Annotated in this window: 30 protein-coding genes; 21 read left to right on the forward strand and 9 right to left on the reverse strand. The window is 57.1% G+C overall.

Going from position 1 to position 25,189, the window contains the following annotated elements; translation table 11 throughout:
* Window positions 1-13 precede the first annotated feature (13 nt).
* On the reverse strand, window positions 14-661 hold the full coding sequence (locus K3556_RS13605; protein WP_260517310.1) for a carbonic anhydrase: 648 nt from the start codon (window positions 659-661) through the stop codon (window positions 14-16).
* 159 nt (window positions 662-820) lie between these two features.
* Here K3556_RS13605 and K3556_RS13610 point away from each other — a divergent pair, with 159 nt between their 5' ends.
* From K3556_RS13610 to K3556_RS13620, 3 genes are all read left to right on the forward strand, one after another.
* Complete coding sequence (locus tag K3556_RS13610) at window positions 821-1,183, forward strand: hypothetical protein (protein WP_260517311.1); 363 nt, start codon at window positions 821-823, stop codon at window positions 1,181-1,183.
* A gap of 86 nt (window positions 1,184-1,269) precedes the next feature.
* Window positions 1,270-2,652, forward strand: a complete 1,383-nt coding sequence (locus K3556_RS13615; protein ID WP_260517312.1) for a leucyl aminopeptidase family protein — start codon at window positions 1,270-1,272, stop codon at window positions 2,650-2,652.
* On the forward strand, window positions 2,652-3,473 hold the full coding sequence (locus K3556_RS13620; RefSeq protein ID WP_260517313.1) for a C40 family peptidase: 822 nt from the start codon (window positions 2,652-2,654) through the stop codon (window positions 3,471-3,473). Before K3556_RS13615 ends, K3556_RS13620 begins: the two co-directional genes overlap by 1 nt.
* 47 nt (window positions 3,474-3,520) lie before the next feature.
* Here the strand turns inward: K3556_RS13620 and K3556_RS13625 are convergent, their stop codons facing one another.
* Window positions 3,521-3,868 carry a DUF2794 domain-containing protein gene (locus K3556_RS13625; protein WP_260517314.1) on the reverse strand — a complete coding sequence of 116 codons (348 nt, stop codon included), beginning with the start codon at window positions 3,866-3,868 and terminating at the stop codon, window positions 3,521-3,523.
* 333 nt (window positions 3,869-4,201) lie between these two features.
* On the opposite strand from K3556_RS13625, the gene paaI reads away from it, so the two are divergent.
* The 4 genes from paaI (at window position 4,202) to K3556_RS13645 (ending at window position 7,109) form a co-directional block, all read left to right on the forward strand.
* Window positions 4,202-4,633: a hydroxyphenylacetyl-CoA thioesterase PaaI gene (gene paaI, locus K3556_RS13630; RefSeq protein ID WP_260517315.1), complete on the forward strand. Its 432-nt coding sequence runs from the start codon at window positions 4,202-4,204 to the stop codon at window positions 4,631-4,633.
* Between the two features lie 34 nt (window positions 4,634-4,667).
* A complete protein-coding gene (paaK, locus tag K3556_RS13635) occupies window positions 4,668-5,975 on the forward strand; it encodes a phenylacetate--CoA ligase PaaK (protein ID WP_260517316.1) in 1,308 nt (435 codons plus the stop codon).
* Window positions 5,976-5,978: 3 nt separating this feature from the next.
* On the forward strand, window positions 5,979-6,569 hold the full coding sequence (locus tag K3556_RS13640) for a TetR/AcrR family transcriptional regulator (protein ID WP_260517317.1): 591 nt from the start codon (window positions 5,979-5,981) through the stop codon (window positions 6,567-6,569).
* Between the two features lie 90 nt (window positions 6,570-6,659).
* Complete coding sequence (locus K3556_RS13645) at window positions 6,660-7,109, forward strand: c-type cytochrome (RefSeq protein WP_260517318.1); 450 nt, start codon at window positions 6,660-6,662, stop codon at window positions 7,107-7,109.
* A gap of 34 nt (window positions 7,110-7,143) precedes the next feature.
* Here K3556_RS13645 and K3556_RS13650 read toward each other — a convergent pair whose 3' ends face one another.
* Window positions 7,144-7,422, reverse strand: coding sequence for an I78 family peptidase inhibitor (locus K3556_RS13650; protein ID WP_260517319.1), 279 nt, complete (start codon window positions 7,420-7,422; stop codon window positions 7,144-7,146).
* A 111-nt stretch (window positions 7,423-7,533) separates the two neighbouring features.
* Between K3556_RS13650 and K3556_RS13655 the strand changes: the two genes are divergently transcribed.
* The 11 genes from K3556_RS13655 to K3556_RS13705 all read left to right on the forward strand — a co-directional run bounded on the left by K3556_RS13655 (window position 7,534) and on the right by K3556_RS13705 (window position 16,790).
* Window positions 7,534-8,646 (forward strand): S-(hydroxymethyl)glutathione dehydrogenase/class III alcohol dehydrogenase, encoded by a 1,113-nt coding sequence (locus tag K3556_RS13655; protein WP_260517320.1) that lies wholly within the window; start codon window positions 7,534-7,536, stop codon window positions 8,644-8,646.
* A gap of 227 nt (window positions 8,647-8,873) precedes the next feature.
* Window positions 8,874-9,851, forward strand: coding sequence for an iron exporter MbfA (mbfA, locus tag K3556_RS13660; protein WP_260517321.1), 978 nt, complete (start codon window positions 8,874-8,876; stop codon window positions 9,849-9,851).
* Window positions 9,852-9,935: 84 nt separating this feature from the next.
* A complete protein-coding gene (locus K3556_RS13665; RefSeq protein WP_260517322.1) occupies window positions 9,936-10,250 on the forward strand; it encodes a cupin domain-containing protein in 315 nt (104 codons plus the stop codon).
* Window positions 10,251-10,293: 43 nt separating this feature from the next.
* A complete protein-coding gene (locus K3556_RS13670) occupies window positions 10,294-11,220 on the forward strand; it encodes an AEC family transporter (RefSeq protein WP_260517323.1) in 927 nt (308 codons plus the stop codon).
* Window positions 11,217-12,329 carry an NnrS family protein gene (locus tag K3556_RS13675; protein ID WP_260517324.1) on the forward strand — a complete coding sequence of 371 codons (1,113 nt, stop codon included), beginning with the start codon at window positions 11,217-11,219 and terminating at the stop codon, window positions 12,327-12,329. Before K3556_RS13670 ends, K3556_RS13675 begins: the two co-directional genes overlap by 4 nt.
* A gap of 35 nt (window positions 12,330-12,364) precedes the next feature.
* Window positions 12,365-13,198 (forward strand): S-formylglutathione hydrolase, encoded by an 834-nt coding sequence (gene fghA, locus K3556_RS13680; protein ID WP_260517325.1) that lies wholly within the window; start codon window positions 12,365-12,367, stop codon window positions 13,196-13,198.
* A gap of 6 nt (window positions 13,199-13,204) precedes the next feature.
* Entirely contained in the window at window positions 13,205-13,654 is a 450-nt protein-coding gene (locus K3556_RS13685) for a YaiI/YqxD family protein (RefSeq protein ID WP_260517326.1), read from the forward strand.
* Window positions 13,655-13,811: 157 nt separating this feature from the next.
* Window positions 13,812-14,096, forward strand: coding sequence for a hypothetical protein (locus K3556_RS13690; protein ID WP_260517327.1), 285 nt, complete (start codon window positions 13,812-13,814; stop codon window positions 14,094-14,096).
* A gap of 145 nt (window positions 14,097-14,241) precedes the next feature.
* Complete coding sequence (sseA, locus tag K3556_RS13695) at window positions 14,242-15,096, forward strand: 3-mercaptopyruvate sulfurtransferase (protein WP_260517328.1); 855 nt, start codon at window positions 14,242-14,244, stop codon at window positions 15,094-15,096.
* Window positions 15,097-15,099: 3 nt separating this feature from the next.
* Window positions 15,100-16,284, forward strand: coding sequence for an aromatic amino acid transaminase (locus K3556_RS13700; protein WP_260517329.1), 1,185 nt, complete (start codon window positions 15,100-15,102; stop codon window positions 16,282-16,284).
* A gap of 98 nt (window positions 16,285-16,382) precedes the next feature.
* Window positions 16,383-16,790: a hypothetical protein gene (locus tag K3556_RS13705; RefSeq protein ID WP_260517330.1), complete on the forward strand. Its 408-nt coding sequence runs from the start codon at window positions 16,383-16,385 to the stop codon at window positions 16,788-16,790.
* An 89-nt stretch (window positions 16,791-16,879) separates the two neighbouring features.
* Here the strand turns inward: K3556_RS13705 and K3556_RS13710 are convergent, their stop codons facing one another.
* The 3 genes from K3556_RS13710 to K3556_RS13720 form a co-directional block, all read right to left on the reverse strand.
* Window positions 16,880-17,071 carry a DUF2892 domain-containing protein gene (locus K3556_RS13710; protein ID WP_260517331.1) on the reverse strand — a complete coding sequence of 64 codons (192 nt, stop codon included), beginning with the start codon at window positions 17,069-17,071 and terminating at the stop codon, window positions 16,880-16,882.
* A 236-nt stretch (window positions 17,072-17,307) separates the two neighbouring features.
* Window positions 17,308-18,624 (reverse strand): ammonium transporter, encoded by a 1,317-nt coding sequence (gene amt, locus K3556_RS13715; RefSeq protein WP_409557756.1) that lies wholly within the window; start codon window positions 18,622-18,624, stop codon window positions 17,308-17,310.
* 17 nt (window positions 18,625-18,641) lie between these two features.
* Window positions 18,642-18,980: a P-II family nitrogen regulator gene (locus K3556_RS13720; RefSeq protein ID WP_260517333.1), complete on the reverse strand. Its 339-nt coding sequence runs from the start codon at window positions 18,978-18,980 to the stop codon at window positions 18,642-18,644.
* Window positions 18,981-19,249: 269 nt separating this feature from the next.
* Here K3556_RS13720 and K3556_RS13725 point away from each other — a divergent pair, with 269 nt between their 5' ends.
* Complete coding sequence (locus K3556_RS13725) at window positions 19,250-21,448, forward strand: transglycosylase domain-containing protein (RefSeq protein WP_260517334.1); 2,199 nt, start codon at window positions 19,250-19,252, stop codon at window positions 21,446-21,448.
* 22 nt (window positions 21,449-21,470) lie between these two features.
* Here the strand turns inward: K3556_RS13725 and K3556_RS13730 are convergent, their stop codons facing one another.
* From K3556_RS13730 to K3556_RS13740, 3 genes are all read right to left on the reverse strand, one after another.
* Window positions 21,471-21,908, reverse strand: a complete 438-nt coding sequence (locus K3556_RS13730; protein WP_260519265.1) for a MarR family winged helix-turn-helix transcriptional regulator — start codon at window positions 21,906-21,908, stop codon at window positions 21,471-21,473.
* Between the two features lie 180 nt (window positions 21,909-22,088).
* The gene (locus K3556_RS13735; protein WP_260517335.1) at window positions 22,089-22,706 is read right to left on the reverse strand and encodes a phospholipid-binding protein MlaC; all 618 of its coding nucleotides are present in this window, start codon (window positions 22,704-22,706) and stop codon (window positions 22,089-22,091) included.
* Complete coding sequence (locus K3556_RS13740; RefSeq protein WP_260517336.1) at window positions 22,687-23,430, reverse strand: VacJ family lipoprotein; 744 nt, start codon at window positions 23,428-23,430, stop codon at window positions 22,687-22,689. The genes K3556_RS13735 and K3556_RS13740 overlap by 20 nt, the downstream gene beginning before the upstream one ends.
* 511 nt (window positions 23,431-23,941) lie before the next feature.
* Between K3556_RS13740 and K3556_RS13745 the strand changes: the two genes are divergently transcribed.
* On the forward strand, window positions 23,942-24,403 hold the full coding sequence (locus K3556_RS13745) for a RidA family protein (RefSeq protein ID WP_260517337.1): 462 nt from the start codon (window positions 23,942-23,944) through the stop codon (window positions 24,401-24,403).
* Complete coding sequence (locus K3556_RS13750) at window positions 24,400-25,167, forward strand: glycerophosphodiester phosphodiesterase family protein (RefSeq protein WP_260517338.1); 768 nt, start codon at window positions 24,400-24,402, stop codon at window positions 25,165-25,167. Before K3556_RS13745 ends, K3556_RS13750 begins: the two co-directional genes overlap by 4 nt.
* The last annotated feature ends 22 nt before the right edge of the window (window positions 25,168-25,189 follow it).

Consider the following 25,189-nt stretch of genomic DNA (forward strand, 5'->3'; position numbering starts at 1 on the left):
CGGGCCAAACCGATCAGACGGGCCGGAACGACTTGGACTTGGCGTCGTAGAACTCCAGACCGCCTTCGCCAATATCGTTCCACAATCCGTGTAGCGACAGTTTGTCTTCAGCGACCGCATCCCGAACGAAGGGGAAAGTCATCAGGTTTTCCATCGACACGATCACCGCTTCTTTTTCAAGCGTGGGGCTGTCGATATCGGCATCATTGCCACCAAGCCGTTCGTATCCCGGACGCAGGATGTCCATCCAACGGCCCACGAACGAGGTTTTCTCGGCCAGTTCAGGCGCGCGCCCATGGCACATTTCGTGAAACCCTTTTACGCCGCCGCAGGTCGAATGACCCAGAACAATAACGTGGGCGACTTTCAGCGCTGTAACAGCATATTCGATCGCGGCAGATGTGCCGTGATAATCCCCGTCCGGTGCATATGGCGGCACCAGATTGGCGATGTTCCGGTGTAGGAAGAGCTCACCCTGATCCGCGCCAAAGATGGCGGTCACATGAACCCGCGAATCGCAGCAGGAAATAACCATCGCGCGCGGATGCTGTCCTTGCTCTGCCAGTCGGCGATACCATGATTGGTTCTCAGCATATCCTGTGGCTTTCCAGCCCTGATAGCGTTGAACAAGATAAGACGGCAGCGGCTGCGCTTTTTCCATGGGATCCTCCGGTTCCGGTTCTTTCCTATGTAGGCCGCAATCGTATGAAATTCGAGGTAATTTTGCAGTACCGGTATACGATTTCTTGAGGTCGTTACGTCACAATCGCGCTTGTGAGGGAATATTGCCAAGGGTGTGCAGGTGTCTGTTATTGTAAATTTGAACCACAGGGAAACCGTGCGGCTGGATCGTGCGCAATTGGAGCGGCTATATGTTCAGCTTGGACCGGCCCGCGCCGACAAAGAAGTCAATCAATCGCTCGAAGACTTGGCGATTGGGCTGGCGAATGTGCAGAAAGCCCAACGGCGCGGTCAAACCGATGCGGTGCGCGACGGCATGCGAGATTTGATCGCGATCGCCAACAAAATCGGCATGACAAGCTTGGGCCGGGTCGCACGCGACGTGCTTGATTTGTCGCAAGGCACCGATTTTGCCGGGTTCAGCGCGACATTGGCGCGACTTGGACGTATTGGCGAACGCAGCCTGATTGCGGTCTGGGATATCCAGGATATGTCGATCTAGGCAAATCTCGGCCGTCGCAATCCTTGGCCTTGCGGAGACGCGCGGTGGCGTTAAGCTGTGCCCAATCTCAACGAGCCGAGGCCCAGATGACCCTAACATTCGCCCCCGACACGCCCGATGCCATACCGCTTATTGTGATCGAGAAAGGTGACGATATCGTCTTGGGCGCATTGCCCGAACCCGTGCGTGTCTGGGCGAAAGCGAATGGGTTCCAAGGCACATTGGGTGAGGTGCTGGTGATGCCGGATGAAGTTGGCGCACCCGCCTTGGCCTTGGTCGGAAGCGGTGACCCGGTGACGCGCGCGCGCAGCCGGTTTGGCCTGGCGGCAGCGCGCGCCAAGCTTCCCGCTGGCACATATCGGCTGCAGCACGCTTTAGAACCAGCAGCGCTGGAAAACGCAGCGCTTGGCTGGCTTTTGGAAGGCTATCGCTTCGACCGATATGCCAACCAGAAAGCCCCACAGGCGATGATCGTTCCGCCCGACGGTATCGACACCAACCGGCTTGAGGTGATTGCCGCCGGCGAAGCCCTGACGCGCGACCTGATCAACACGCCGACCGAGGATATGGGCCCGGATGAGTTGGAAGCGGCAGTCCGAAGCTTGGCCAAGGATCATGGCGCACAGGTCAGTGTCACAGAAGGTCGCGATTTACTGGATAACAACTTTCCGATGATCCATGCGGTTGGACGTGCTGCAGAGCGCGCTCCGCGCCTGATCGACATGCGTTGGGGCAAAACCGGGCCGACGTTGACGCTGGTGGGCAAAGGGGTGTGTTTTGACACCGGGGGGCTGAACCTCAAGCCCGGAGCCTCGATGGCTTTGATGAAAAAGGACATGGGCGGGGCGGCAACAGTGCTTGGCCTGGCGAAAATGATCATGTCGCTCGGGTTGCCGCTGCGGCTTCGCGTTTTGATCCCTGCGGTTGAAAACGCTGTGGCGGGAAATGCCTTTCGTCCAAGTGACATCCTGACATCGCGCAAGGGTTTGACGGTCGAGGTCAACAATACGGATGCCGAGGGGCGTTTGGTGCTGGCTGATGCGCTGGCGCTAGCAGATGAAGAGACGCCGGACCTGATGATCTCGATGGCCACATTGACCGGGGCAGCCCGGGTTGCGGTCGGCCCGGATTTATCGCCCTTTTACGCGACACAGCAGACGGATGCGGATGCCCTGCGCGTGGGCGCCTTGGCCGCCGCAGACCCGGTATGGGAAATGCCCTTTTGGGCACCCTATGAAAGCCTGATCGAACCCGGCATTGCAGATTTGGACAATGCACCAAAGGGCGGCTTTGCGGGTTCGATTACAGCCGCATTGTTCCTGAAACGATTTGTCACGGATACGCCGCGCTACATGCATTTTGATATCTATGGCTGGAACCCAACTGCCGCCCCTGCCCGACCCAAAGGCGGCGTCGGTATGGGCGCGCGGGCGCTTCTGGAAGCCCTGCCTGAAATGTTGGACTTGTGATGGACACCCGCTTAACCCCGGCAAATGATCACGTCGCCCATGAAAGCCTGCGCGGTACGATCGACGCCCCGACCTATACCAGCGGCACGTGGCGTCGCGTGGCCGTCGGTGTTGCCGATATTTTGCGAGCGCCTAATGGGACCCGCAACCGACAAGCGCTGTTTGGTGAACGCGTCTTGCAGCTGGACGACCGCGACGAATTTGCTTTCGTGCAGGCAGAAAAGGACGGCTATGTCGGGTATGTCGCCGCGTCTAAACTCATCGATGATGCGCTGGCGACACATTGGGTCAGCAATCTTGGGTCGCATCTATACCCTGAACCCGACTTCAAGCAGCACCAGATCGACACGCTGTCGTTTGGCGCGCGTGTCACTGTGATCGGCACGTCTAACCGGTTTGCCGAAACTGACACCGGTCTATTCCTGCCCAAAGCGCACCTGTGCCCAGTTGCTGAAAAGCGCCCCGATATCGTTGCCACTGCCGAGCTGTTTTTGGGCACGCCCTATCTTTGGGGCGGCAATTCGCGCGATGGGATTGATTGTTCGGGTCTCGTTCAAACTGCGCTGAATGCAGCGGGCATTGAGTGCCCCGGAGACAGCGACATGCAGGAAGCACTGGGAGGTCCCATTGCAGATGGCACCCCACTGCAACGCGGCGACTTATTGTTTTGGAAGGGTCATGTGGCAATTGTTGTGGACGGTTCGCGGATGATTCATGCGAACGCCCATCACATGGCTGTCACTTACGAGGATATCGATGCAGCGATCACCCGCATTGAAAAGCAAGGTGATGGCCCCGTCACGGGTCGTAAACGCCTGTAGCTAAAGCGTTTCGAATGATCCCTGTCTCAGGTTTATTTCGTAGCGCTTTAGTCGACCGCGCGGATCAGTTTACGCTCCAACACTCGCAACACAGCGCTCAGATCGCCACCGCGCTTCAATATGCGGCCATCCATACCGATCACGGCATATTCCCCCTGCCGGTTGCGCAGCTTGGGGCGCTTTTCGATGCGATAGAGAGGGGTTTCCGCCGTGCGCCGAAAAACCGAAAAAACGGCGACCTCTCGCAGGAAGCTCATCCCATAGTCACGCCATTCGCCTGCTGCGACCATGCGACCATACAGGCCCATTATGGCACCAAGCTCCCGACGGTTGAAGACAACTTGGTCGGCCGGCTGGCCTTGCCCGGGAAAAGGCGTCAGGTTTTGCAAGTTCATGCCTTCAGACTGCCGATCAATGGTAAATAAATCAATCCCTGCCTAGATTTGGCCGCGATATGGCACAAAAGTTAACACAAGACTTCCCTTTTGACGCCGCGTTAACCCAGCATATCTGATCCCGTAGAGAGAGTGAAAGCTCAGCCCGGTGCCGCAGTAACAGCCCCCAACCAGTTTGCGGCATCGGGTCTACGCATAGGGGAATTCCTGTTTTCAACTCATTATTCGGCATCGCTGGCGCTAGTATCGCTTTGGCATACACACGCATTGACACAACACTATTGACCGAACGGTCAGCTTTGTGCATCTTTGTTCCAACAAGCTGGGGGAATAATGACACCACAAGACCGTGCAGAACGCGCCGCCAAAGTGATGTGGGACGATGATCCGGCCTCGCAAGGGTTGGGGATGTCCCTGGACATGATTGGGCCGGGTCAAGCTGTGATCTCGATGACAGTTCGTGACGACATGTCAAACGGGCACCGCATTTGCCATGGTGGATTCATTTTCACACTGGCCGACAGCGCTTTTGCCTTTGCTTGCAACAGCTATAATCACCGCGTCGTCGCCCAACATAACTCGATCACCTATCTGGCACCGGGCAAGCTGGGCGAAAAGCTAACGGCAACTGCTGTCGAGACAAGCCGCACAGGGCGTTCGGGCATCTATGATGTGACAGTCTCGGGCGAAGACGGGCGCGATATCGCCATCTTCCGCGGCCATTCCCGCCAGATATCCGGAACCCATTTCGACGAAGACGACTAACACAGGGCGGGGGACGACCCGCCGGAGGAGAGACATGAAAGATCTGACGCCCCGCAAGGAAGACCTTGACGCGATCGAAATCGCGTCGCGTGACGAGATTGCCGCCCTCCAGCTTGAGCGCATGAAATGGTCGCTGAAACATGCCTATGACAACGTGCCCTTCTATCGCAAAAGCTTTGATGACGCGGGCGTGCATCCCGACGATTTGAAATCGCTATCCGATCTGGCGAAATTTCCATTCACGGTGAAACAAGACCTGCGCGACAACTACCCGTTTGGCCTGTTTGCCGTGCCGCGCGAACAGATTGCGCGCGTTCACGCAAGCTCCGGAACCACCGGGCAGCCCACCGTTGTGGGCTACACCAAAAACGATTTGACGATGTGGGCCGGCGTCGTGGCACGCTGCATGCGCGCCTCTGGCCTGCGTCCGGGCGACGTACTGCACAACGCCTATGGCTATGGCTTGTTTACGGGCGGTCTGGGTGTTCATGGCGGTGCAGAAGCCGCTGGCCTGACGGTTGTACCCGTCTCAGGCGGCATGACCCAACGCCAAGTGCGTTTGATCGAGGATTTCCGCGCCGATGGCATCACTGTGACGCCGTCTTACGCGCTGTCCATTCTGGATGAATACGCCAAACAAGGCCTCGATCCGCGTAAAAGCCCCCTGAAAGTCGGCATTTTCGGTGCCGAACCGTGGACCAACAAAATGCGCCGCGAGATCGAAGAGGCGTTCGACATGCACGCGGTCGACATCTATGGCCTGTCCGAAGTGATCGGTCCGGGTGTCGCCAATGAATGCGTCGAGACTAAAGACGGCTTGCATATCTGGGAGGATCATTTCTACCCCGAAATCATCAATCCCGAGACAGGCGAAGTGGTCGAGGATGGCGAATTGGGCGAACTGGTGTTCACTTCGTTAACCAAGGAAGGCTTTCCGATCATCCGGTATCGCACCCGCGATCTGACGCGTCTTCTGCCCGGCACCGCCCGGTCGATGCGCCGGATGGAGAAGATAACAGGCCGATCAGATGACATGATCATCCTGCGCGGTGTGAACGTCTTCCCGACTCAGATCGAAGAGCAGCTTATGGACGTTCCTGCCCTTAGCCCTCATTTTCAGATCGAACTGGTCCGCCCCGGCCGCATGGACGAAATGCATATCCACGTTGAAATGGCTGAAGGGCAACCGCAAGATGGTGCCGAGGCTGCAGCACGTGCCTTGTCCGGCAAGATTAAATCCAATGTCGGGGTCAGCGCCAAGGTGCATGTCGCAAAAAGCGGCAAGGTTGCGCGCAGTGAAGGGAAAGCGGTAAGGGTCGTAGACAACCGCCCGAAGGAGTAGCCGATGCCGCGAGGGATCGCCCGCGACCACGAAGAAAAGCGTGCTGCCATCCGCAAGGGGGCTGCAGCCTATTTCGCTGAACATGGCTTTGATCGGGCGTCGATGACAGCCGCGGCCAAACACTGCGGCGTGTCGAAAGCGTTGATCTATCACTACTACGACAGCAAAGAAGCGCTGCTTTACGACATCCTCCATACCCACCTGTCTGGGCTGCTGGCCCATGTCGAGGCAGCCCCGGAGACCGACGGCTTACGCGGCTTGGTCCGGGCGATCCTTCTTGCCTATCGTGGTGCGGATGCAGAACATAAATTGCAGCTGGACAGTTTGGGCGTACTTACCCCCGAACAACAGGCACCGTTGATTGACCTGCAACGCCAGATGGTCGACATGATGGGTGCGGCCCTTCGCAAAGAAGCACCCGAGGCGTTCACCGGAAATGGCAATCTGCGCGCCGTGACCATGTCCGTCTTTGGCATTCTGAACTGGTATTATATGTGGAACCGGCCCGGAAAAGGGCTGGGTCGCGACGAATATGCCGACCTTGTTACCGACATGGTTTTGGGTGGCATCCACGCGCTCCGAAGTGCTGGCTGATTTGGTCGGCTTCGATCACAACCCTTTCATTTCCCTTTTTCTTTTCCGTGGATAAGATCGCTGCGACTTACCTCGTGAAAAGGACTATCCATGACGTTTCTCAAACCGGCTTTCCTCGCCCTGACAATCAGCGCACCGCTAGCGGCCCCTTTGTTTGCCCATTCCGATGTGAAAAACCCGGTTGTGATGGAACGCATGAAAATCATGGAAGCCATCAGAGGTGGGATGAAAACGCTGGGGGATATGGCAAAGGGAAAAACCCCGTTTGATGCCGACAAAGCCGCGGCGGCCCTAGCCATCATCGGCACGAATGGGGAACTTGTGCCCGAAAAGTTTAAAGCCAAGGAAATGGACCCGGCTTCGGAAGCCCTGCCGGCGATCTGGGACAATTTCGAGGATTTCGTGGAAAAAACCGAAGATATGGTGATGGCCACAAAATCCGTTGGGACGATCAGTGACAAGGCCGCTTTGGGGGCTGCTTTGGGCCAAATCGGCGGCACCTGCAAAGCATGCCATCGCGATTATCGCGAAAAGAAATAGCTTTGAGGATCACGGCAAGACGGCGCGTCAGTGTTTACGAGCACCAGACCCGGTCAATAATGCCGTCCGCGTCAATCGATATGTTCAGCCTGTCCGGGCGGTAGTCTTGCGTCAGCGCCATATTGGGTTTCACCACTCGGGTGGCGTCTGGCAAATCGACCTCGCGTAAAATCGCGGCGTCCTGACCTACCAGTCCGCGGAAACGATCCTGACCGCAACTTGGCGCAAAGGTGTCGGGCCCAGGGGTTGGCGGCGCGCTGGCCAGACAGCCGGTCAGCGCAACAACAGCGGGGAGGAACAAGAAAGGCTTCATACCCCTATTTGCGCCGCAATGTCGCGACATGGCAAGTGCACGTCGGCTCAGCAGTTGAAAACTGGTCGCCTTTCCCGCAATCTGACCCGGACATAAGACAGGAGAGTCACCATGCGCACCCGTGCCGCCGTTGCCCTTGAAGCCGGCAAACCGCTTGAGATCATGGAAGTGAACCTTGAAGGCCCGAAAGCGGGCGAGGTTCTAGTTGAAATTAAGGCCACCGGCATTTGTCACACGGACGAATTCACCCTGTCAGGTGCAGATCCAGAAGGCCTGTTTCCGGCGATCCTTGGCCATGAAGGTGCGGGCGTCGTGGTCGAAGTGGGGCCCGGTGTGACCTCTCTTGAAGTTGGTGATCACGTGATCCCGCTTTACACACCCGAGTGCCGCGAATGCGAATACTGCCTTAATCCAAAGACGAACCTGTGCCAGTCGATCCGCTCGACCCAAGGTCAGGGCCTTATGCCCGATGGCACCAGCCGGTTCTCGATGCTGGATGGTACCCCAATCCTGCATTACATGGGCTGTTCGACCTTCGCCAATCACACTGTATTGCCAGAGATCGCGCTGGCGAAGGTTCGCAAGGACGCGCCCTTTGAGAAGATTTGTTATATCGGGTGTGGCGTGACGACCGGCATTGGCGCCGTGATCAACACCGCCAAAGTCGAGATCGGATCGACCGCGATTGTCTTTGGTTTGGGCGGTATCGGCCTGAACGTCTTGCAAGGCCTGCGTCTGGCCGGTGCAGACCAGATTGTCGGCGTGGATCTGAACGAGTCGAAAATCGACATGGCGACCCGTTTCGGTATGACGCATTTCGTTAACCCCACCAAGGTCGAAGGTGATCTGGTTGCCCATCTGGTCGAACTGACTGGCGGGGGTGCCGATTATACGTTCGACGCAACCGGCAATGTGAATGTCATGCGCGCCGCGCTGGAAAGTGCGCATAAGGGCTGGGGCGAAAGCGTCATCATTGGCGTGGCTCCTGCGGGTGCCGAGATTTCTACCCGCCCCTTCCAGCTGGTCACAGGTCGCGTTTGGCGTGGTACGGCATTCGGTGGTGCCCGTGGGCGCACTGACGTGCCGCAGATTGTCGATTGGTACATGGACGGAAAGATCGAGATCGACCCGATGATCACCCACACGATGGGGCTGGACGATATCAACAAAGGTTTTGACCTGATGCATGCGGGCGAAAGTATTCGAAGCGTCGTGCTGTACTAAAGCGTTTCGAGAAAAACCTGCGACACCGGATTTTTTGGCGAAACGATGAAATGTTGAGTGGCGTTTCGAATGATCCCTGTCTCAGGTTTAAATCGAAACGCTCCAATCTTCCCCATATCAGCAACAGGGCAGGACGCTGCACAGCAGCCTGCCCCGCGTCACTTTGAAGGGTTGTGTCGGCACAAAAAACCCATAGATTAGAACCATTCTAATTCAGGAGCATCCCCATGCTGTCCGGCACCCTCAATCGTCGCCGTTTCTCGGATTTGTCCGAACAGGAAATTGTCGCCCTCGCGATTTCGAATGAAGAAGACGATGCCCGCATTTATCGCCAATATGCCGAATACCTGCGCGCAGACTTCCCTGCCTCGGCCAAAGTTTTCGACGGCATGGCGGAAGAGGAAGACGAACATCGCCGCCTTCTTATCGACGCCCACAAGGCACGGTTTGGCGATATGATCCCACTGATCCGCCGTGAACACGTGGCTGGGTTCTATGCCCGCCGTCCGGTCTGGCTGGTTGAAAACCTTGGGCTTGAAACCATTCGTGGGGAAGCCCGCGAGATGGAGCGTCAGGCCGAACAGTTTTATCGCAAGGCGGCTGACCGCACATCGGATGCGGATGTCCGCAAGCTCTTGGGCGATCTGGCCGCTGCCGAAGCCGATCACGGCAATGTCGCGGGGCAATTGGAAGCGGATTACCTTGGCGGCGACGCCCGGTCGGAAGAGGACGCAGACGCGCATCGCCAATTCGTTCTGACTTGGGTGCAGCCGGGTTTGGCGGGCCTGATGGATGGCTCTGTCTCGACACTCGCTCCGATCTTTGCCACCGCCTTTGCGACGCATGATACCCACACGACCTTCCTTGTCGGTCTGGCCGCCAGTGTCGGTGCCGGTATCTCGATGGGCTTTACCGAAGCCGCGTCGGATGACGGCGAATTGTCCGGGCGCGGCAGCCCGGTAAAGCGCGGTTTTGCCTCCGGCATCATGACGACCCTGGGCGGTTTGGGACATGCGCTGCCCTATCTGATTACGGATTTCTGGACTGCAACGACCATTGCCCTTCTTGTCGTCTTCGTCGAACTTTGGGCCATCGTCTGGATCCAAAACCGCTTCATGCAAACACCTTTCATGCGCGCCACCTTGCAAGTAGTGGTTGGGGGCGCGTTGGTGTTCGCAGCGGGGGCCCTGATCGGCGGCGGCTAGCAAAACTGGACCAAGCCTCGCGCGCGTCTGGAGATATCTTTGGTCCCGTATTCAGCACAGTGTCCTTTTAAACGGAGGAACGGCATGTGTGATACAAATGGAACGGCTGTCGGAACGTTGTTGTTAGAAAACGAACGGATGCGTGTTACGGAATGGCGGTTCTCCAAACGCGGCGACAATACCGGCTGGCACGTTCACGAATATGACTATCTCGTAATCCCGATGTTCGACGGGGTGCTTGGCATTGATCTGCCAGATGGATCCCGCATCGAGGCTAAGTTAACAAATGGCGTGCCTTATGATCGTAAAGCCGGCGTCGAGCATGATGTTGTCAGCGCAAATGACTTCGAATGCGCCTTTATCGAAGTCGAGTTGCTTGAGCAGCCACTGGCCCGCTAAGTGCGGCATAGCCAAGAGAAATTTTGCGTGTTAGGGCTGAGGCATGATTGACGTTCTTATGCAAACACTGCCTTTCTTTGCTGTGATCGCGCTGGGTTTCGGAGCCGCCGCGCGCGGGTTCTTCCCGCCGGAAGCAACCGCTTATTTAACCCGCTTTGTTTTCTACTTTGCGCTGTCTGCCATGCTGTTTCGCTTCTCGGCCAATCTTGGCCTCTCCGAAGTGATCAGCTGGCCTTTCATCTGGGCCTACGCGCTGGGGGCTGGCGCGGTTTACCTTCTGGCCACCGCGGTCGCGCTTGCCCGAAAGCGCGGGATCCAGGAAGCCGCGGTCGAAGCGCAATGCGCCGTGGTTGGCAATGTCGGTTTCCTGGGCATACCCATGCTCGCGCTTTTAATGGGCGAAGCTGCTGTTGGGCCGGTCATGCTGGTTCTCGCTGTCGACCTGTTTCTGTTTGGCAGTCTGATCGTGATCCTGATCACCGGATCGCGCGATGGGCGGGTCAGCCCAGCTGTTCTAGGCACGGTGGGCAAAGGGTTAGTCACCAACCCGATGATTGTCTCGATGGCACTTGGATTTGCATGGGCCGCGTCCGGCTGGACCCTGCCCGGCCCAGTCAACAGCTTCCTTGACCTGCTTGCGGGGGCATCTACGCCGGGGGCGTTGTTCGCCATCGGCGCATCACTTGCCGCCAAATCCGCCGAACGGGTCAGCGTGGCGGCATGGTTGTCTTTCGCGAAACTTGTTCTGCACCCGCTGGCGGTAGGCATTCTGGCGTTTTTTGTGTTCGAGGTCGATCGGTTCTCGGCCAGCGTGATGGTTGCAGCCGCCGGTCTGCCTGTGGCCGGGAACGTCTATATTCTGGCCCAGCACTACGGCGTTGCGCCGCAGCGCGTTTCTGCATCAATCCTGCTATCAACCTTGGCATCTATTCTGACTGTGTCCGCTATTCTTGCCTGGTTGTCCCCATGATCCTTCTGTCTGGCGCGTATCGCCTGTTCTTCCCGTTCACCGCCCTGTTCGCCGGCACCGCCGTTCCGATCTGGCTGATCTACCATGCAGGCCTGGTCGAACGGATAAATGACCCCCTGCTCTGGCACCAGCACGAGATGCTATGGGGCTATTTGCCTGCCGCGCTTGCAGGCTTCCTGTTCACCGCAATTCCAAACTGGACGGGCCGCCCTGCGATGGGTCCAAAAACAGTCGCGGGGCTATTCGGTCTTTGGCTGACCGCACGTATTGCCATGTTCGCGGCCCCCGAAGGGGCGCTGTCGCACACCGTGGCATTGGCCTTCCTTCCAATCGTCGCCCTTTTGGCTTTGCGCGAGCTGTTGGCCGCCCGCAACAGACGCAACTATGTCGTGGCAGGCGTTGTGCTTGCGTTGGGCTTGGCGCAGGCTGTCTTCCTGATGTCGGACGCTGATCTTGGTTTGACTATGGGGTTCGCGCTGACCTTTGCCCTGATGGTTCATATCGGAGGTCGGGTCACACCTGCGTTCAGCCGCAACTGGCTGAAAAAACGCGGTGAGGATCGGTTGCCCGTTTCGTTCGGCCCTGTGGATCAACTGGCCATCAGCGTAAGCATTGCTGCGGCGGCAAGCTGGATCGTGTTCGATGCAAGCGCATTGACTGGAGTTCTTGCTGCCATGGCAAGCTTAGCCCTTGCGCTACGCCTGTCGCGATGGCGCGGTTTCGCAGTCACTCGCGAGCCGCTGTTGTTTGCGCAACACGCGGGCTATGCGTGGCTGCCGATTTCGATGGCTCTGCTCGCCGCAGCGTCGTTGACGGATCTGGCGAACATAGGACAAGTACATCACGCGCTTGGTGTGGGGGCGATCGGCACAATCACCGTTATCGTGATGTTGCGCGCCCTTCTTGGGCATTCGGGGCGTCCAATAGAAGGCACCCGATTTGATCGCGTTTTTCTGAATTTTCTACATATCGGGGCTGTTTTGCGCGTCACTGCAGATTGGACCGGGGACCCAACACATTTCTATCATCTGGGCGGCGCTTTCTGGTCGGTGGGGATGATCTGCTTCTTCATCCGTGCTTTCCCCATTGCCTTAGCGCCGCGCGTCTAGTTAGCTCGACGCACGATTTCTGAAGGGAGCGATGGATGGAAACGGTATCACAGAACGCCTGTTTTGGGGGCACGCAAGGCGTTTACAAACACGCCTCGGACGCGACTGGAACCGACATGACCTTCGGACTTTTCTTGCCGGTCGAAGCGCAGGACGGTCCTGTCCCGGTGCTGTGGTATCTGTCGGGTCTGACCTGCACCCACGAAAACGCCATGACCAAAGCGGGCGCGCAAAGCTGGGCCGCCGAGCAGGGCATCGCCTTGATTTTCCCCGACACCAGCCCACGCGGCGACGATGTCGCGGATGACGACGATTATGATCTCGGGCAAGGCGCCGGGTTCTATGTCAACGCGACGCAACATCCATGGGCCCCACATTTCCAGATGTGGGACTATGTCACCGAAGATTTGCCAGCCCTCGCCTTTGATCACTTTGCATTGGACCCCGAACGTCAGGGTATTACCGGGCATTCGATGGGGGGCCACGGCGCGCTGACCATTGCGATGACCTTGCCGGAACGGTTCCGGTCAGTCTCTGCGTTCTCGCCGATCTGCAATCCCACTGCATCGGACTGGGGTCGCAAGCAGCTTGAGGCCTATCTGGGCGATGAGGACGACGCGGATTGGTTCGCCCACGACGCGAGCCATCTGATGACCCAGCGCGGCTTTGATGGTCCGATGCTTATCGACACCGGCACCAAGGACCAATTCATAGATCTTTTGCGACCCGAAGCTTTGGCCCATGCCATTGCCAGCCAACGCCAGCAGGCCACGTTCCGGTTGCAGCCGGGCTATGACCACAGCTATTTCTTCGTGTCGACCTTCATGGAGGAACACATCGCTTTCCACGCCGAAGCGCTTTGGGCTTAAGCTCTGATGGTCGTCTATGTTGATGCAGATGCGTGCCCGGTCAAGACCGAGGCCGAGGCTGTCGCCACCCGCCACAAGACAAAAATTCTGTTTGTCTCTAACGGTGGCCTGCGCCCCTCGCAAAACCCCTTGGTCGAGATGATATACGTGTCCGATGGCCCCGATGTGGCTGACATGTGGATCGCTGATCGCGCCGGGCCGAACGATGTTGTGGTCACCGGAGACATTCCGCTGGCGGCCAAATGCGTTGAGGCCGGGGCGCAGGTTCTGCGGCATAGTGGTGAAAAATTTACCCAAGCGAATGTCCGCGAACAGCTGGCAATGCGCGACTTGATGACCGACCTGCGTGCCGCCGATCCGTTCCGACAAGGGGGAGGGCGAGCCTTCTCAAAATCCGACCGCGCCCGGTTTCGAGAAGCGCTGGAGGCAGCGCTGCGGAACGTTTCCGCGCCCTGACTTTCGACCAAAAACCGGAGGTTAACGTCAGGGCATGGGTGAATTTTTGAAGGTTTTCCCCTTTTTTTAAGCGCGCAATGCATGTTTCTGTTTGCCCATCAAAGAACGGGTTGACGTCGATAGATGGCGATCATTTTCGGAATTGAAGGGACAAAACATGGAATTGCTTATTGGTCTGATCTCAGGCGCGGTTGGCGGCAACGTCGCTGGCGGCCTTTTGAAAAACCTGAACCAAGGCACATTGATCAACTCAATCGCGGGTATCGCGGGCGGCGGCCTTGGTGGCACCATCCTGTCGATGCTGGGCGCGGGTGGCGTTGCAGGTGCCGCGGGCGGCGGGCTTGATATCGGCGCGATCCTTTCACAGGTGGCGACTGGCGGCGTCGGCGGCGGTGCGCTTCTGGCGATCGTAGGCGTGGTCCGCAACATGTTGGCAAAATAAATACCCAAGTTGTTTTATTACGAGTGATGGGGAAGGCTTCGGCCTTCCCTTTTTTCATGCTGTTTTTGTATGTTTGCGCGCACAGCCTTGCGCAACCGCGCCGTGCACACTAGGCAGATGTGGCTAACTTACCGGAGGGAAAGTCATGCCGCATAGCGACCCCAGAACGCTGGTTTCAACCGACTGGCTTGCCAAGCATCTAAAAGATCCTGACCTGCGTCTTGTCGATGCCAGTTGGTATATGCCTGACATGGAGCGGAATGCGCAGGCCGAATACGATGCCGCGCATATTCCGGGCGCGCGTTTCTTCGACATAGACGAGATTGCAGACTTGCGGTCCGACCTGCCGCACATGATGCCGCCGGTTGAAAAGTTCATGTCGCGGGTGCGCGCCATGGGCATCGGCGACGGGCATCAGATCGTCGTCTACGACGGCATGGGCCTGTTCTCCGCCGCGCGTGTCTGGTGGATGTTCCGGCTGATGGGCCACAAGGACATTGCGGTTCTGGATGGCGGCCTGCCCAAATGGCAAGTTGAAGATCACCCGATCGAAGACATGCCACCCATCGTTCGCGACCGCCATATGACCGTCGTGCGGCAGGCGCATATGGTCAAGGATGTGACGCAGGTGGCCGCGGCTTCGAAGCTGGGCGACTATCAAATTATCGACGCCCGGTCTGCCGAGCGGTTCCGCGGCGAGGTGCCAGAGCCACGCGAAGGGTTGCGTTCGGGTCATATTCCGAACTCGAAGAACCTGCCGTTTGGCGAGCTTCTGAACGAAGACGGAACGATGAAATCCCTTGACGCGTTACGCTCCGTCTTCGGCACGGCCAATGTGGACCTTGAAAAACCCGCGATCCTGAGTTGCGGGTCTGGTGTCACCGCCGCGATCCTTGCGTTGGCGTTGGAACGATTGGGCCATGACCGCCATGCCGTCTATGACGGCAGCTGGGCCGAATGGGGAATGTATAACGACCTGAAAGTTGAAACAGGAGAGTAGACAATGTTCACCAACCTGAAAGCTCAGCCCAAAGACAAGATCATGGCGCTGATGCAGCAATACCGCGAGGACCCGCGCGACGGGAAGATCGACCTTGGCGTGGGCGTTTACAAGAACGCGCAGGGTGTGACCCCGGTGATGCGTGCGGTGAAAGCCGCCGAGAAAGTGCTGTGGGACATCGAGGGCACCAAATCCTATACCGGTTTGGCCGGTGATCCGGCTTACGGCCGCGCGCTGTCCGGGTTGGTTCTGGGCGACGCAGTGCCCGCTGACCGCCTGTCGATGGCGGCCCAGCCCGGCGGCACCGGCGCGATCCACCAAGCGGTCGAGCTGATCAAGATGGCGTCCCCTGACGCGACGATCTGGCTGTCGGCCCCGACCTGGCCCAACCACCCGTCGATCATCAAGCATCTTGGCATGAAAATGGCCGAGTACCGCTATTTCGACAATGAAAGCCGCGCGGTTGATTTCGACGGGATGATGGAGGACCTGAAAGCGATCAAAGCGGGCGATGCGGTGCTGCTGCACGGCTGCTGCCACAACCCGACTGGCGCCAACCTGACCCTGCCCCAGTGGAAAGAGGTCGCAGCGCTGATCGTTGAAAAAGGCGCGACCCCTCTGATCGACATCGCCTATCAGGGCTTTGGCGACGGTCTGGAAGAAGACGCGGCGGGCGTGCGCCTGATCGCACAAACCGTGCCGGAAGCGATGATCGCGGCCAGCTGTTCGAAAAACTTCGGCATCTATCGCGAGCGTACTGGGCTGCTGACCTGCATCTCGAAGAACGCCGAGCAGGCTGGGATCACCCAGCAGAACCTGACCCACCTGAACCGTCAGAACTTCAGCTTCCCGCCCGATCACGGCGCCCGTCTGGTGACCATGATCCTTGAGGACGAGGGTCTGAAAGCTGACTGGATGGCCGAGCTGGAAGAAGTCCGCACCGGCATGCTGGGACTGCGCGAAAAACTGGCTGGCGAGTTGCGCGCACGCACGGGATCAGATCGCTTCGGTTTCATCGCCGACCACCGCGGCATGTTCTCGCGCCTTGGCGCCACACCCGAACAGGTCGAAGCCCTGCGCGTCGATCACGGCATCTATATGGTCGGTGACAGCCGCATGAACATCGCGGGCCTGAACGAAGAGACCGTGCCGTTGCTGGCGGAGGCGATTGCGAAAGTTGGGGTTTAGGCCTTAACTTTCGCAACAAAACATTGAAAGGCAACGGAGAAGGTCTCCGACTTCGTTGCCTTCTTTTATCGCACGATCTCGCGTGATAAGTTCCCGGCATGATTGTTAAGTTTTTTGAAAATCTTGAGAAGTCGAAATGGCTACCTTGGGTCGGAACTGCCCCGTTCATTATCGCACCACTTGCAGTCATGTATTACGGGGAAATGTGGCGCGGATTAGGGCTTTCTCTATTTGTCGCAAGTATCTGGCTAGGTATCGCGTCGGGTGGATTTTTTGCACGCTTGATCTCAGCCAGGATGCTTAGTGCGTCGCCCGAGACAACTAAACGCTTATCCGGCGCGGGTAACGTGTTTGGCTTCTTGTTTCTTCCTCCGGTTGTCGGACACTGGACAAACACCCACTTAGATACCGAAATCGGTCTGTATCCTCTCGGCGACCATTTACTTTGGGCTTGTATTGCCAGCGGAGTGGCCTACTTCATCACCCCCCAAGACTCCGATAATTGAAGAAATTAAAAGGGGCCACTCAGGCCCCTCTAAATTCAACATCCAGTAGACTCTGCCGTTAGGACGACCGAAAACCCGTGCCCCGCGTATTACGTGGCAGGTCTCAACCCAAGCTTCACGAGAATCTTTGTCAGAGGACAAAAGCCTGTCAGTCCGGCTTGAAACAGATTCAGGCCAACGAAAGCCGTGAACCAAAGCCAGCTCACCGAGGTGATATCGATCTGCCCATTGGCTTGGGCCAGTCCAAGGCTGATCAGAACGAACAGTCCTGCGATGGACATTGTTGCGCGTTGTGCATTCATTTTCGCTATCCAGTATCTTTGTGACCGAGGAGTACCCTCTATCACATATAATTTTCTGAATGTGAAGACTTACCATTGTCGCAGCGTGGGCAGTGGAACGGCAAGGGATAACGCAAAAAGAAAAGGGGACCTTCCAGTCCCCTTTTCCACCCTGTTGGCCTTGGCATTTGCGCGGCCAGCGTGTGCCGGGGGTTAATCCCCCGGCGTTTATTGTCTTACCCGTTGGTGAACTCCGGGTAGGCTTCCATGCCCAGTTCGGACATGTCCAGCCCGTTCACTTCTTCCTCTTCGCTGACCCGCAGACCCATGGTGGCCTTGATGATCGAGAAGAAGATGAAGCTGACGACGAAGACGAAGATGCCGATTGCCAGAAAGCCCATGATCTGGGTGCCAAAGCTGGCGTCCGTGTTGGTCCAAGCCACGATGAAGGTGCCCCAGAAGCCCGCCACAAGGTGAACCGGGATGGCGCCAACCACGTCGTCAATCTTCAGCTTGTCCAGAAGCGGCACCACGAAGATCACGATCGCACCACCGATGCCACCGATGATCAGCGACTGGAACAGCGAGGGGGCCAGAGGCTCGGCGGTGATCGACACCAGACCAGCCAGCGCGCCGTTCAGGGTCATCGTCAGGTCGACCTTCTTGAACATCACTTGCGTCATGATCATCGCGACAATCGCACCGGCAGCTGCGGCCATGTTGGTGTTGGCGAAGATACGTGCCACGTCCGAGACATCCGAAATCGTGCCCATCGCCAGCTGAGAGCCACCATTAAAGCCGAACCAACCCAGCCACAGGATGAACGTCCCCAGCGTTGCCAGCGGCAGGTTCGAACCCGGCATCGGGATCGTGCGGCCGTCTTTATACTTGCCGATACGCGGTCCCAAGATCAGGGCCCCAGCCAGTGCCGCAAAGCCGCCTGCCGCATGCACCAGAGTTGAACCAGCAAAGTCCGAGAAGCCAGCTTCCGACAACCAGCCGCCGCCCCACTGCCAGCTTGCTTCGATCGGATAGATAAAGCCTGTCAGCACGACCACGAAGGCAAGGAAGGGCCACAGCTTGACGCGTTCTGCCAGTGTGCCTGAAACGATCGAGGCCGTGGTGGCACAGAACATCAGCTGGAAGAAGAAGTCCGATGCGCCCGAGGCATAGCCGACGTCTACAGCCTCCGCGGCAACGCCAACTGGATCAAGCGAGGTCACGGCGAAGAACGGGCCCAGCCAGCCTTCGATCAGCCAATCGCCGGGATACATGATGCCGTAGCCCGCCAGCCAGTACATGATCGCCGCGATGGAAAAGAGCGCGATGTTCTTGGTCAGCTGCATGGTGACGTTTTTGGAGCGGACCAACCCAGCTTCGAGCATGGCGAACCCGGCCGCCATCCAGAAGACCAGCACACCGCCCAAAAGGAACAGCACAGAAGTCAGGATGAATTGCGTGTGGGCTGCGGCCTCGCCGTTGGCCTCTTGCGCGATGGCAAGTCCGGGCAGAACCGCCAGAACAGCCGTTGAAATCAATAAATTGCGTGTCATTTTCATTCCTTTCACGCTTACACGGCGTCCATGCCGGTTTCGCCGGTGCGCACACGCATGGCGTCTGCAACATCAAGGGTGAATATCTTGCCATCCCCGATCTTGCCGGTATGGGCTGCCTTCGCGATGGTCTCGACGACGTCTGGCGCCAGATCATCGGCGACGACGACCTCGATTTTGACCTTTGGAAGGAAGTTCACGGCGTATTCCGCGCCGCGGTAAATTTCAGTGTGGCCTGACTGTGTGCCGAAGCCTTTGATTTCGGAAACCATCATACCGGTCACCCCGACCGAGGTGAGCGCTTCGCGCACCTCTTCCAGCTTGAACGGTTTGATCGCTGCAATGATCAGTTTCACGATCTTGTCCTTTCTGTCCCACGTCCCCGACACGCACGGAATGGCGTGCCCTATGGGTGTATTGAGGGCGAAAGAGAGCGGTGAATGACAGGGTTGGCAGAGCTTCGCCGATGCCGAAAACGGGCATTGCGCAAAAAATGCTGCGGCTGCACAATGGTCTGCCTAATTTATAGACAGTGCGAAAAGTCGCAGGACCCGCGCGAACGGGCTACACTCTTGGAAAACGATTCGCTAATTTGGATCGATCGAGCAGACGCGGAACCAGTATTATGAGCCCAACCGGCCCAAAGCGCCCCAAGTTGGTGGCAGACAAACGCTATTCAAGTAAAAAGCCCGCGGCCAAACAGCCCGCGCGGCGCAAGACACGTAAACCTTCGGCCAAACGCACGCGTCGGACTCAACGGCCAAAGGGTATCCTTGGCTGGCCGATTTTCTTGGTCACATGGGTTCTGCGGCTGATCTGGCGACTGACTTGGAAAAGCGCGGCGGTTGTTGCGTTGATCATCGGTCTTGCGGTGTTTTATTTCGCATCGACCCTTCCTGATTTGAATGCGCTGCTGGATGGGCGCGCCAAAGGGTCGGTGACCATTTTGGATCGCTATGGCGCGGTCTATGCATGGCGCGGCGACCAGCGCGGCAGCACGATCACAACACAGACGGTCAGCCCCTATCTGCGCGACGCCATCGTCGCCAGCGAGGATAAACGCTTTTATGGCCATCTGGGACTGAGCCCGCGCGGCATTGCCAGTGCCGTACGCATCAACCTCAGCGAGGGGCGCGGACCGTTGTCCGGACATGGCGGCTCGACCCTAACCCAGCAGGTCGCAAAACTGCTGTGCCTTGGTGTGCCATTTGACCCCGATCAGTGGAAAACCGAGGCTGCCTATGAGGCAGACTGCCGTCAGGGTTCGCTTCGGCGCAAGATCAAAGAAGCGATCTATGCTATGGCGCTGGAAGCCAAGTTCTCAAAAGATGAGATCCTGACAATCTATTTGAACCGTGCTTATCTTGGCGCAGGATCACACGGGTTTGACGCAGCCGCCCAGCGCTATTTCGCGATTCCAGCGTCTGACCTGAACCCGGCTCAAGCCGCAATGCTGGCAGGGATGTTGCCCAAGCCATCTGTCTACGCGCCAACCTCCAACCTGAAGCGGTCACAAGACCGCGCGGCGACGGTGCTGCGCCTGATGAACGAACAGGGGTATCTGAGCAACGAGCAGACTGCCAAATTCCAAAACAACCCGGCAACGCTGTCCACAGCTGCCAAAGCGCAGGCTGGCGGGTATTTTGCCGACTGGATTATGGGCGACCTGCCCGCCTTTCTGACGCGCAAGACGACGGAAGACGTGATCATCAAGACAACACTTGATCCGCGCATTCAGACCGCCGCGGAACAGGCGATGGCCGAAATTTTTGCAACCAAGGTTTCGTCTGACTCCAAAGCAGAAGCGGCGATTGTGGTAATGAGCTCGGACGGCGCCGTGCGCGGCATGGTCGGTGGGCGTGAAACCAAAGTGACAGGGGCTTTTAACCGAGCCACACAAGCCAAACGCCAGACCGGGTCTGCCTTTAAACCATTCGTTTACGCGGCCGCGTTGGACATGGGCTATCGTTGGGATGATTTCATCCTGGATGAGCCCTATTGTTTGAACGTCCCCGGTTCGGGCCAGTGGTGCCCAAAAAACTATACCCGCCAACACTACGGGAATGTCAGCCTGACCGAGGCATTGGCCCGCTCGCTGAATGTTCCTGCTGTAAAGGTGGCGGAAGATGTTGGGCTGGAAGCGGTGCGCAGTGTCGCCTCTATGTTTGGCATCGAAAGCGATCTGGCTGCCGGACCAGCCTTGGCGTTGGGTGCTTCTGAAAGCACATTGCTTGAAACAACCGGTGCCTTTGCGGGTATCCTGAACGGCGGATCCGCGGTGATCCCCTATGGCCTGACAGAGCTTAGCCTTGTAGCTGACAAAGAACCGTTGATGACGCAAACTGGCGGGATCGGCGAAAGGGTTATTTCACAACAAGCCGCCCAGCAACTGGTCTATATGATGAGCCGCGTGGTCGAGGCGGGCACGGGTAGCCGTGCCAAGATCGACGGGCTTGAAATCGCCGGCAAGACTGGCACCACAAACTCGGCCCGCGATGCATGGTTCATCGGGTTTACTGCCGAATACGTGATGGGCGTTTGGATGGGCTATGATGACAACACACCACTGAAAGGTGTGACCGGCGGTGGGCTTCCCGCCGAGATGTGGCACGAGGCGATGGTGCGCATTCAGTCGGAGCTCGTCCCTACCCCACTTCCGATGATCCGCCCGAACAATGCCCCGCGCTTTGACGGGCAGGTGAATGGTTCTGAAGGCCTGTTTGGGGACAGCCAGAACAGCCGCCCGCAGGGGGGTCAGAATGTCGGAAAAGCGGTCGAAGATGCACTGATCGGCGTGTTGCGTTCAATCTTCGGTAAGAACTAAGCGCGCGAGAAACATCGGTTTATTACGCCTCTGTCGACAGCAGGACTTTCTGCAGCATCGCGACGAGTGCTGTGCGCTCATCTTTGCTGAGCGCACCAAGAAATGCGTCATTCAACGTGTTGATCAACGGCGGCAGTTTCTGGGCTAGCGCATGCCCTTTCTTGGTCAGAAACACCTGCGTTGTCCGTCGACTGGTTGGGCTGGTCCGTCGTTCGATCAGACCGTCCTTGGCCATTGCATCAAGGTTCCGACTGACCTGATATTCAGGCAGGTTAAGCTTACCGCAAAGCTCGCGTTGATTTTGACCATCCTGGACAAGAAGCTGCATCAAGGTCATGAAAAAGCGGAAATCGAGATTGAGTGTCGCCAGCCTCGTTTTCATTTCGTTTTCCACCCGGCGGGCCAATACCTGCGACAAGAAGCCAAAGCTTTCCTCGCGAGTTCCTTTGGGCCAATGCACGTCTGCCAACCTGCTGCTCCTTCGTCGCTGCTCCTTTTTAAATACTTGCGTATGCAACCTTTTGCAAGCTGGGCCCAGGCATGGCTGCCATATCCCGAACAGCATTCAGAAAGCAGAACAGAAAACGCCCCGGCGCTTTCTGTGCCGAGGCGTTCATAGTTGTTAACCAAGTCCGATGGGTCAGCCTGCTTGCAGATCCGCGATCAACTGGTTCAGATCACCCTTGCGACGGTCAAGCATCGCGCCGATTTCCTTGCGCTCTGACTTAACGATCGAAATCCCTTCGACCTGCATATCGATGAATTTTCCATTCTTGGATGACACCACGAAAACAACGTCAAAAGGCGATTTGCCTTTCAATTGCGTTTTGGTCAGCACTTCATAACGGCTTTTGACCTCTTTCGAGCTAACAACATTGATGGTGCCACCCTGGAATTCGCGGAAACGGCTGCCGTAACGACGCGCGATGTAGCTGCGGAATGCTTTGATAAAGGCACTTTTCTGCGACGAGCTCGCCGAACGGGCGTCAGGGCCAAGGGCAGACAAGGCAATGAAATCCACATCTGCATATTTGGCAAACACGCCTTCAAATTTCTTGATCATCGCCGCTTCGGACGCGCCGGAATTGATAATTCCATTAATATCGCTGACGACTTTACCGATCAGGCTTTCCGCCTTTTCCGCGGAAATGGCTGCCAAGGCGCGGCCCGGCAAAAGTGCAAGAACACCCAGTCCAGCTATTCCACCCAGAACAGCACGGCGAGTTAGAGAGGTTTCGTTACCCATCATACGCATCATAAATATCCTCAAGTTCATTGTCGTCGACTTCGATGCCAAGTTCATAACGGCGCGAGTCGAGATAGTAGAGCTGCATCAGATCATACCCGTCTTCACTATTGTAGAATTCGTCGATCGTGTCGCCAAACGTGTAGCGGTCGCCAAACTTTGCCAAAACCCAAGTGGCTTTGGGAAGATGTTTTACTTCGGTCGGCAGAACCAAGCTCAGTGGGTTCAAAACGAAGTCGACAAGAATGCCGAAACCATCGCGTTCGGTAGACGGGCCGAAGAACGGTAAGACCACATAATCTCCTTCAGGCGCGCCCCAGACGTGCAATGTCTCGCCAAAATCGCTGTCACGCTCTTCAAGACCAATATCGGTTGCCACATCGAATAGACCAAGCAGCCCGAAGGTCGAGTTGAACAGGAAACGCACCGAGTTGTGGACGGCGTTTTCGACGTTACCTTGGAGAATGTTGTTCGCCACAACGCCCGGCAAGCCGGCATTGTCCGAAAACACAGAAATTGTATCGCGAACACCGCGTGGTAGCACTTCACCATAAACGTTCGACGCCGGCGAAACGAGCGCACGATCAAGCTTGATATTGGCTTCATGCGTGCGACGGTTTTTCACTTCATGCGGATCGTCATAGCCAGAAGGGACCGGTGCTTTCGCACAGGCTCCGAGTGCCACGAGCACCAGTCCAGCCATCGCCGGGGAAAACTTGCTAATCAGATTGGTCAATTTGAATTCTTTGTTTGGCAGCGGTTTAGTTGTTCACGATACACATAGTGCGCGGCAGAATAAAGCAAAGGCGTTAAAGGTTCTGCGGCTCTGTATGTGTTTATTTGGCGACAGTTTACAAGTTGTATCCCGCCCAACTTCGCGTGATTTGAGTAATCTCCTACTGCGGCACCATTCGCCCGGTTAGGCCAGCTACGAAACTAAGAAATTGAAATTGAACAGGAAAGCCCGCGCAAGAGATACTGCGGGACGCGCAGACCCTTGACTGGCGCAGTGGTGGGGTCATTTTCAATCCATTTGCCGCTGACCACATCATTTCATGTCGCAGATTTCAATTTGTGTTTGGACCTTCCGCCCACATTCTTTCGACACGGTCCCGCGCTAGTATTAAGCCGCAAAAGGCGAATGTTTGCCCTTGTTAAAGCGCTTTCACCCTTTTCAGCCAACTGATGGCAAGTTAGCGTCCGAAAAGACCCGCGAGGCGGGCAGGATCAGCTGAGAAGGACGCGAGATGAGCAAATATGAGACCCGGCTGGCGGAGCTCGGTGTAACTTTACCCGACGCCCCCGCCCCCGCTGCCAACTATGTTCCTTATGTGCAGGTCGGCAACCTTGTGCATGTTTCAGGCCAGATCTCGACGAAGGACGGAAAGTTTCTAATTGGTAAGTTGGGTGAAAACATGACCGCCGAAGACGGCGCCCAGGCGGCGCGTAATTGTGCGATCAGCCTGCTTGCGCAGGTCAAGGCAGCGTGTGGTGGTGATCTGGATCGACTTCAGCGGGTGGTAAAACTGGTTGGCTTTGTCAACTCGACCAGTGACTTTGGGGATCAACCTAAAGTGATCAACGGGGCCTCGGACTTCATGGTTGAAGCGCTTGGTGACGCAGGGCGACATGCACGCTCTGCCGTGTCAGCCGCCAGCTTGCCCTTTGGCGTCGCGGTCGAGATTGAAGGCATTTTTGAGATTAAATGACCATCCTGCCAATCTCACTGCCCGAAAGTTTTTTGAAGCGCCCGATTGCCCATCGTGCGCTTCACGATGTGACAGCAGGCCGCCCGGAAAACTCGCGCGCTGCCATCCACGCGGCAATCTCTGCCGGATACGGGATCGAGATTGACTTGCAGCTGTCCAAGGATGCCGAAGCTATGGTCTTTCACGACTATGACCTTCGGCGTCTGATTGGCGAAACTGGACCAATCCAACAACGTTCATCAGTCGAATTGGGGAACATGACGCTGAAACATGGCGACGAGGGCGTTCCCACCTTTGCCGAGGTTTTAAAAATCGTCGCTGGACGTGTTCCGGTGCTGGTCGAAATGAAAGACCAAGACGGCGCGATGGGTCCCCGCACTGGCGCACTTGAGAAGGCGACAGCCGAAGCGCTCGCCGGGTATGACGGTGACGTGGCGGTGATGTCTTTCAACCCACACTCGGTGGCAGCCTTTGCGGCCCACGACAGCGGGCGTGCACTGGGTTTGACGACAGAGGCGTTCTTGCAAGAAGACAACCCCCTCATCCCGGCAGCGACGCGTAGATACCTCAGAAATATCCCTGATTTCGAGCGCGTCGGCGCTAGTTTTATCAGCCACGACGCCAGCGACCTTCACAACCCGGCTGTAGCGCGCCTGAAGGCACAGGGTGTTCCAATTCTGTGTTGGACCGTCAAATCAAAAGAAGATGAAATCGAAGCGCGCAAGATTGCCGACAATATCACCTTCGAAGGGTATCCGGCTTGACCGTGCCGCTCGTGTTAGGTCC

The organism is Aliiroseovarius sp. M344, from assembly GCF_025140835.1.
In the GTDB taxonomy this organism is placed as follows: domain Bacteria; phylum Pseudomonadota; class Alphaproteobacteria; order Rhodobacterales; family Rhodobacteraceae; genus Aliiroseovarius.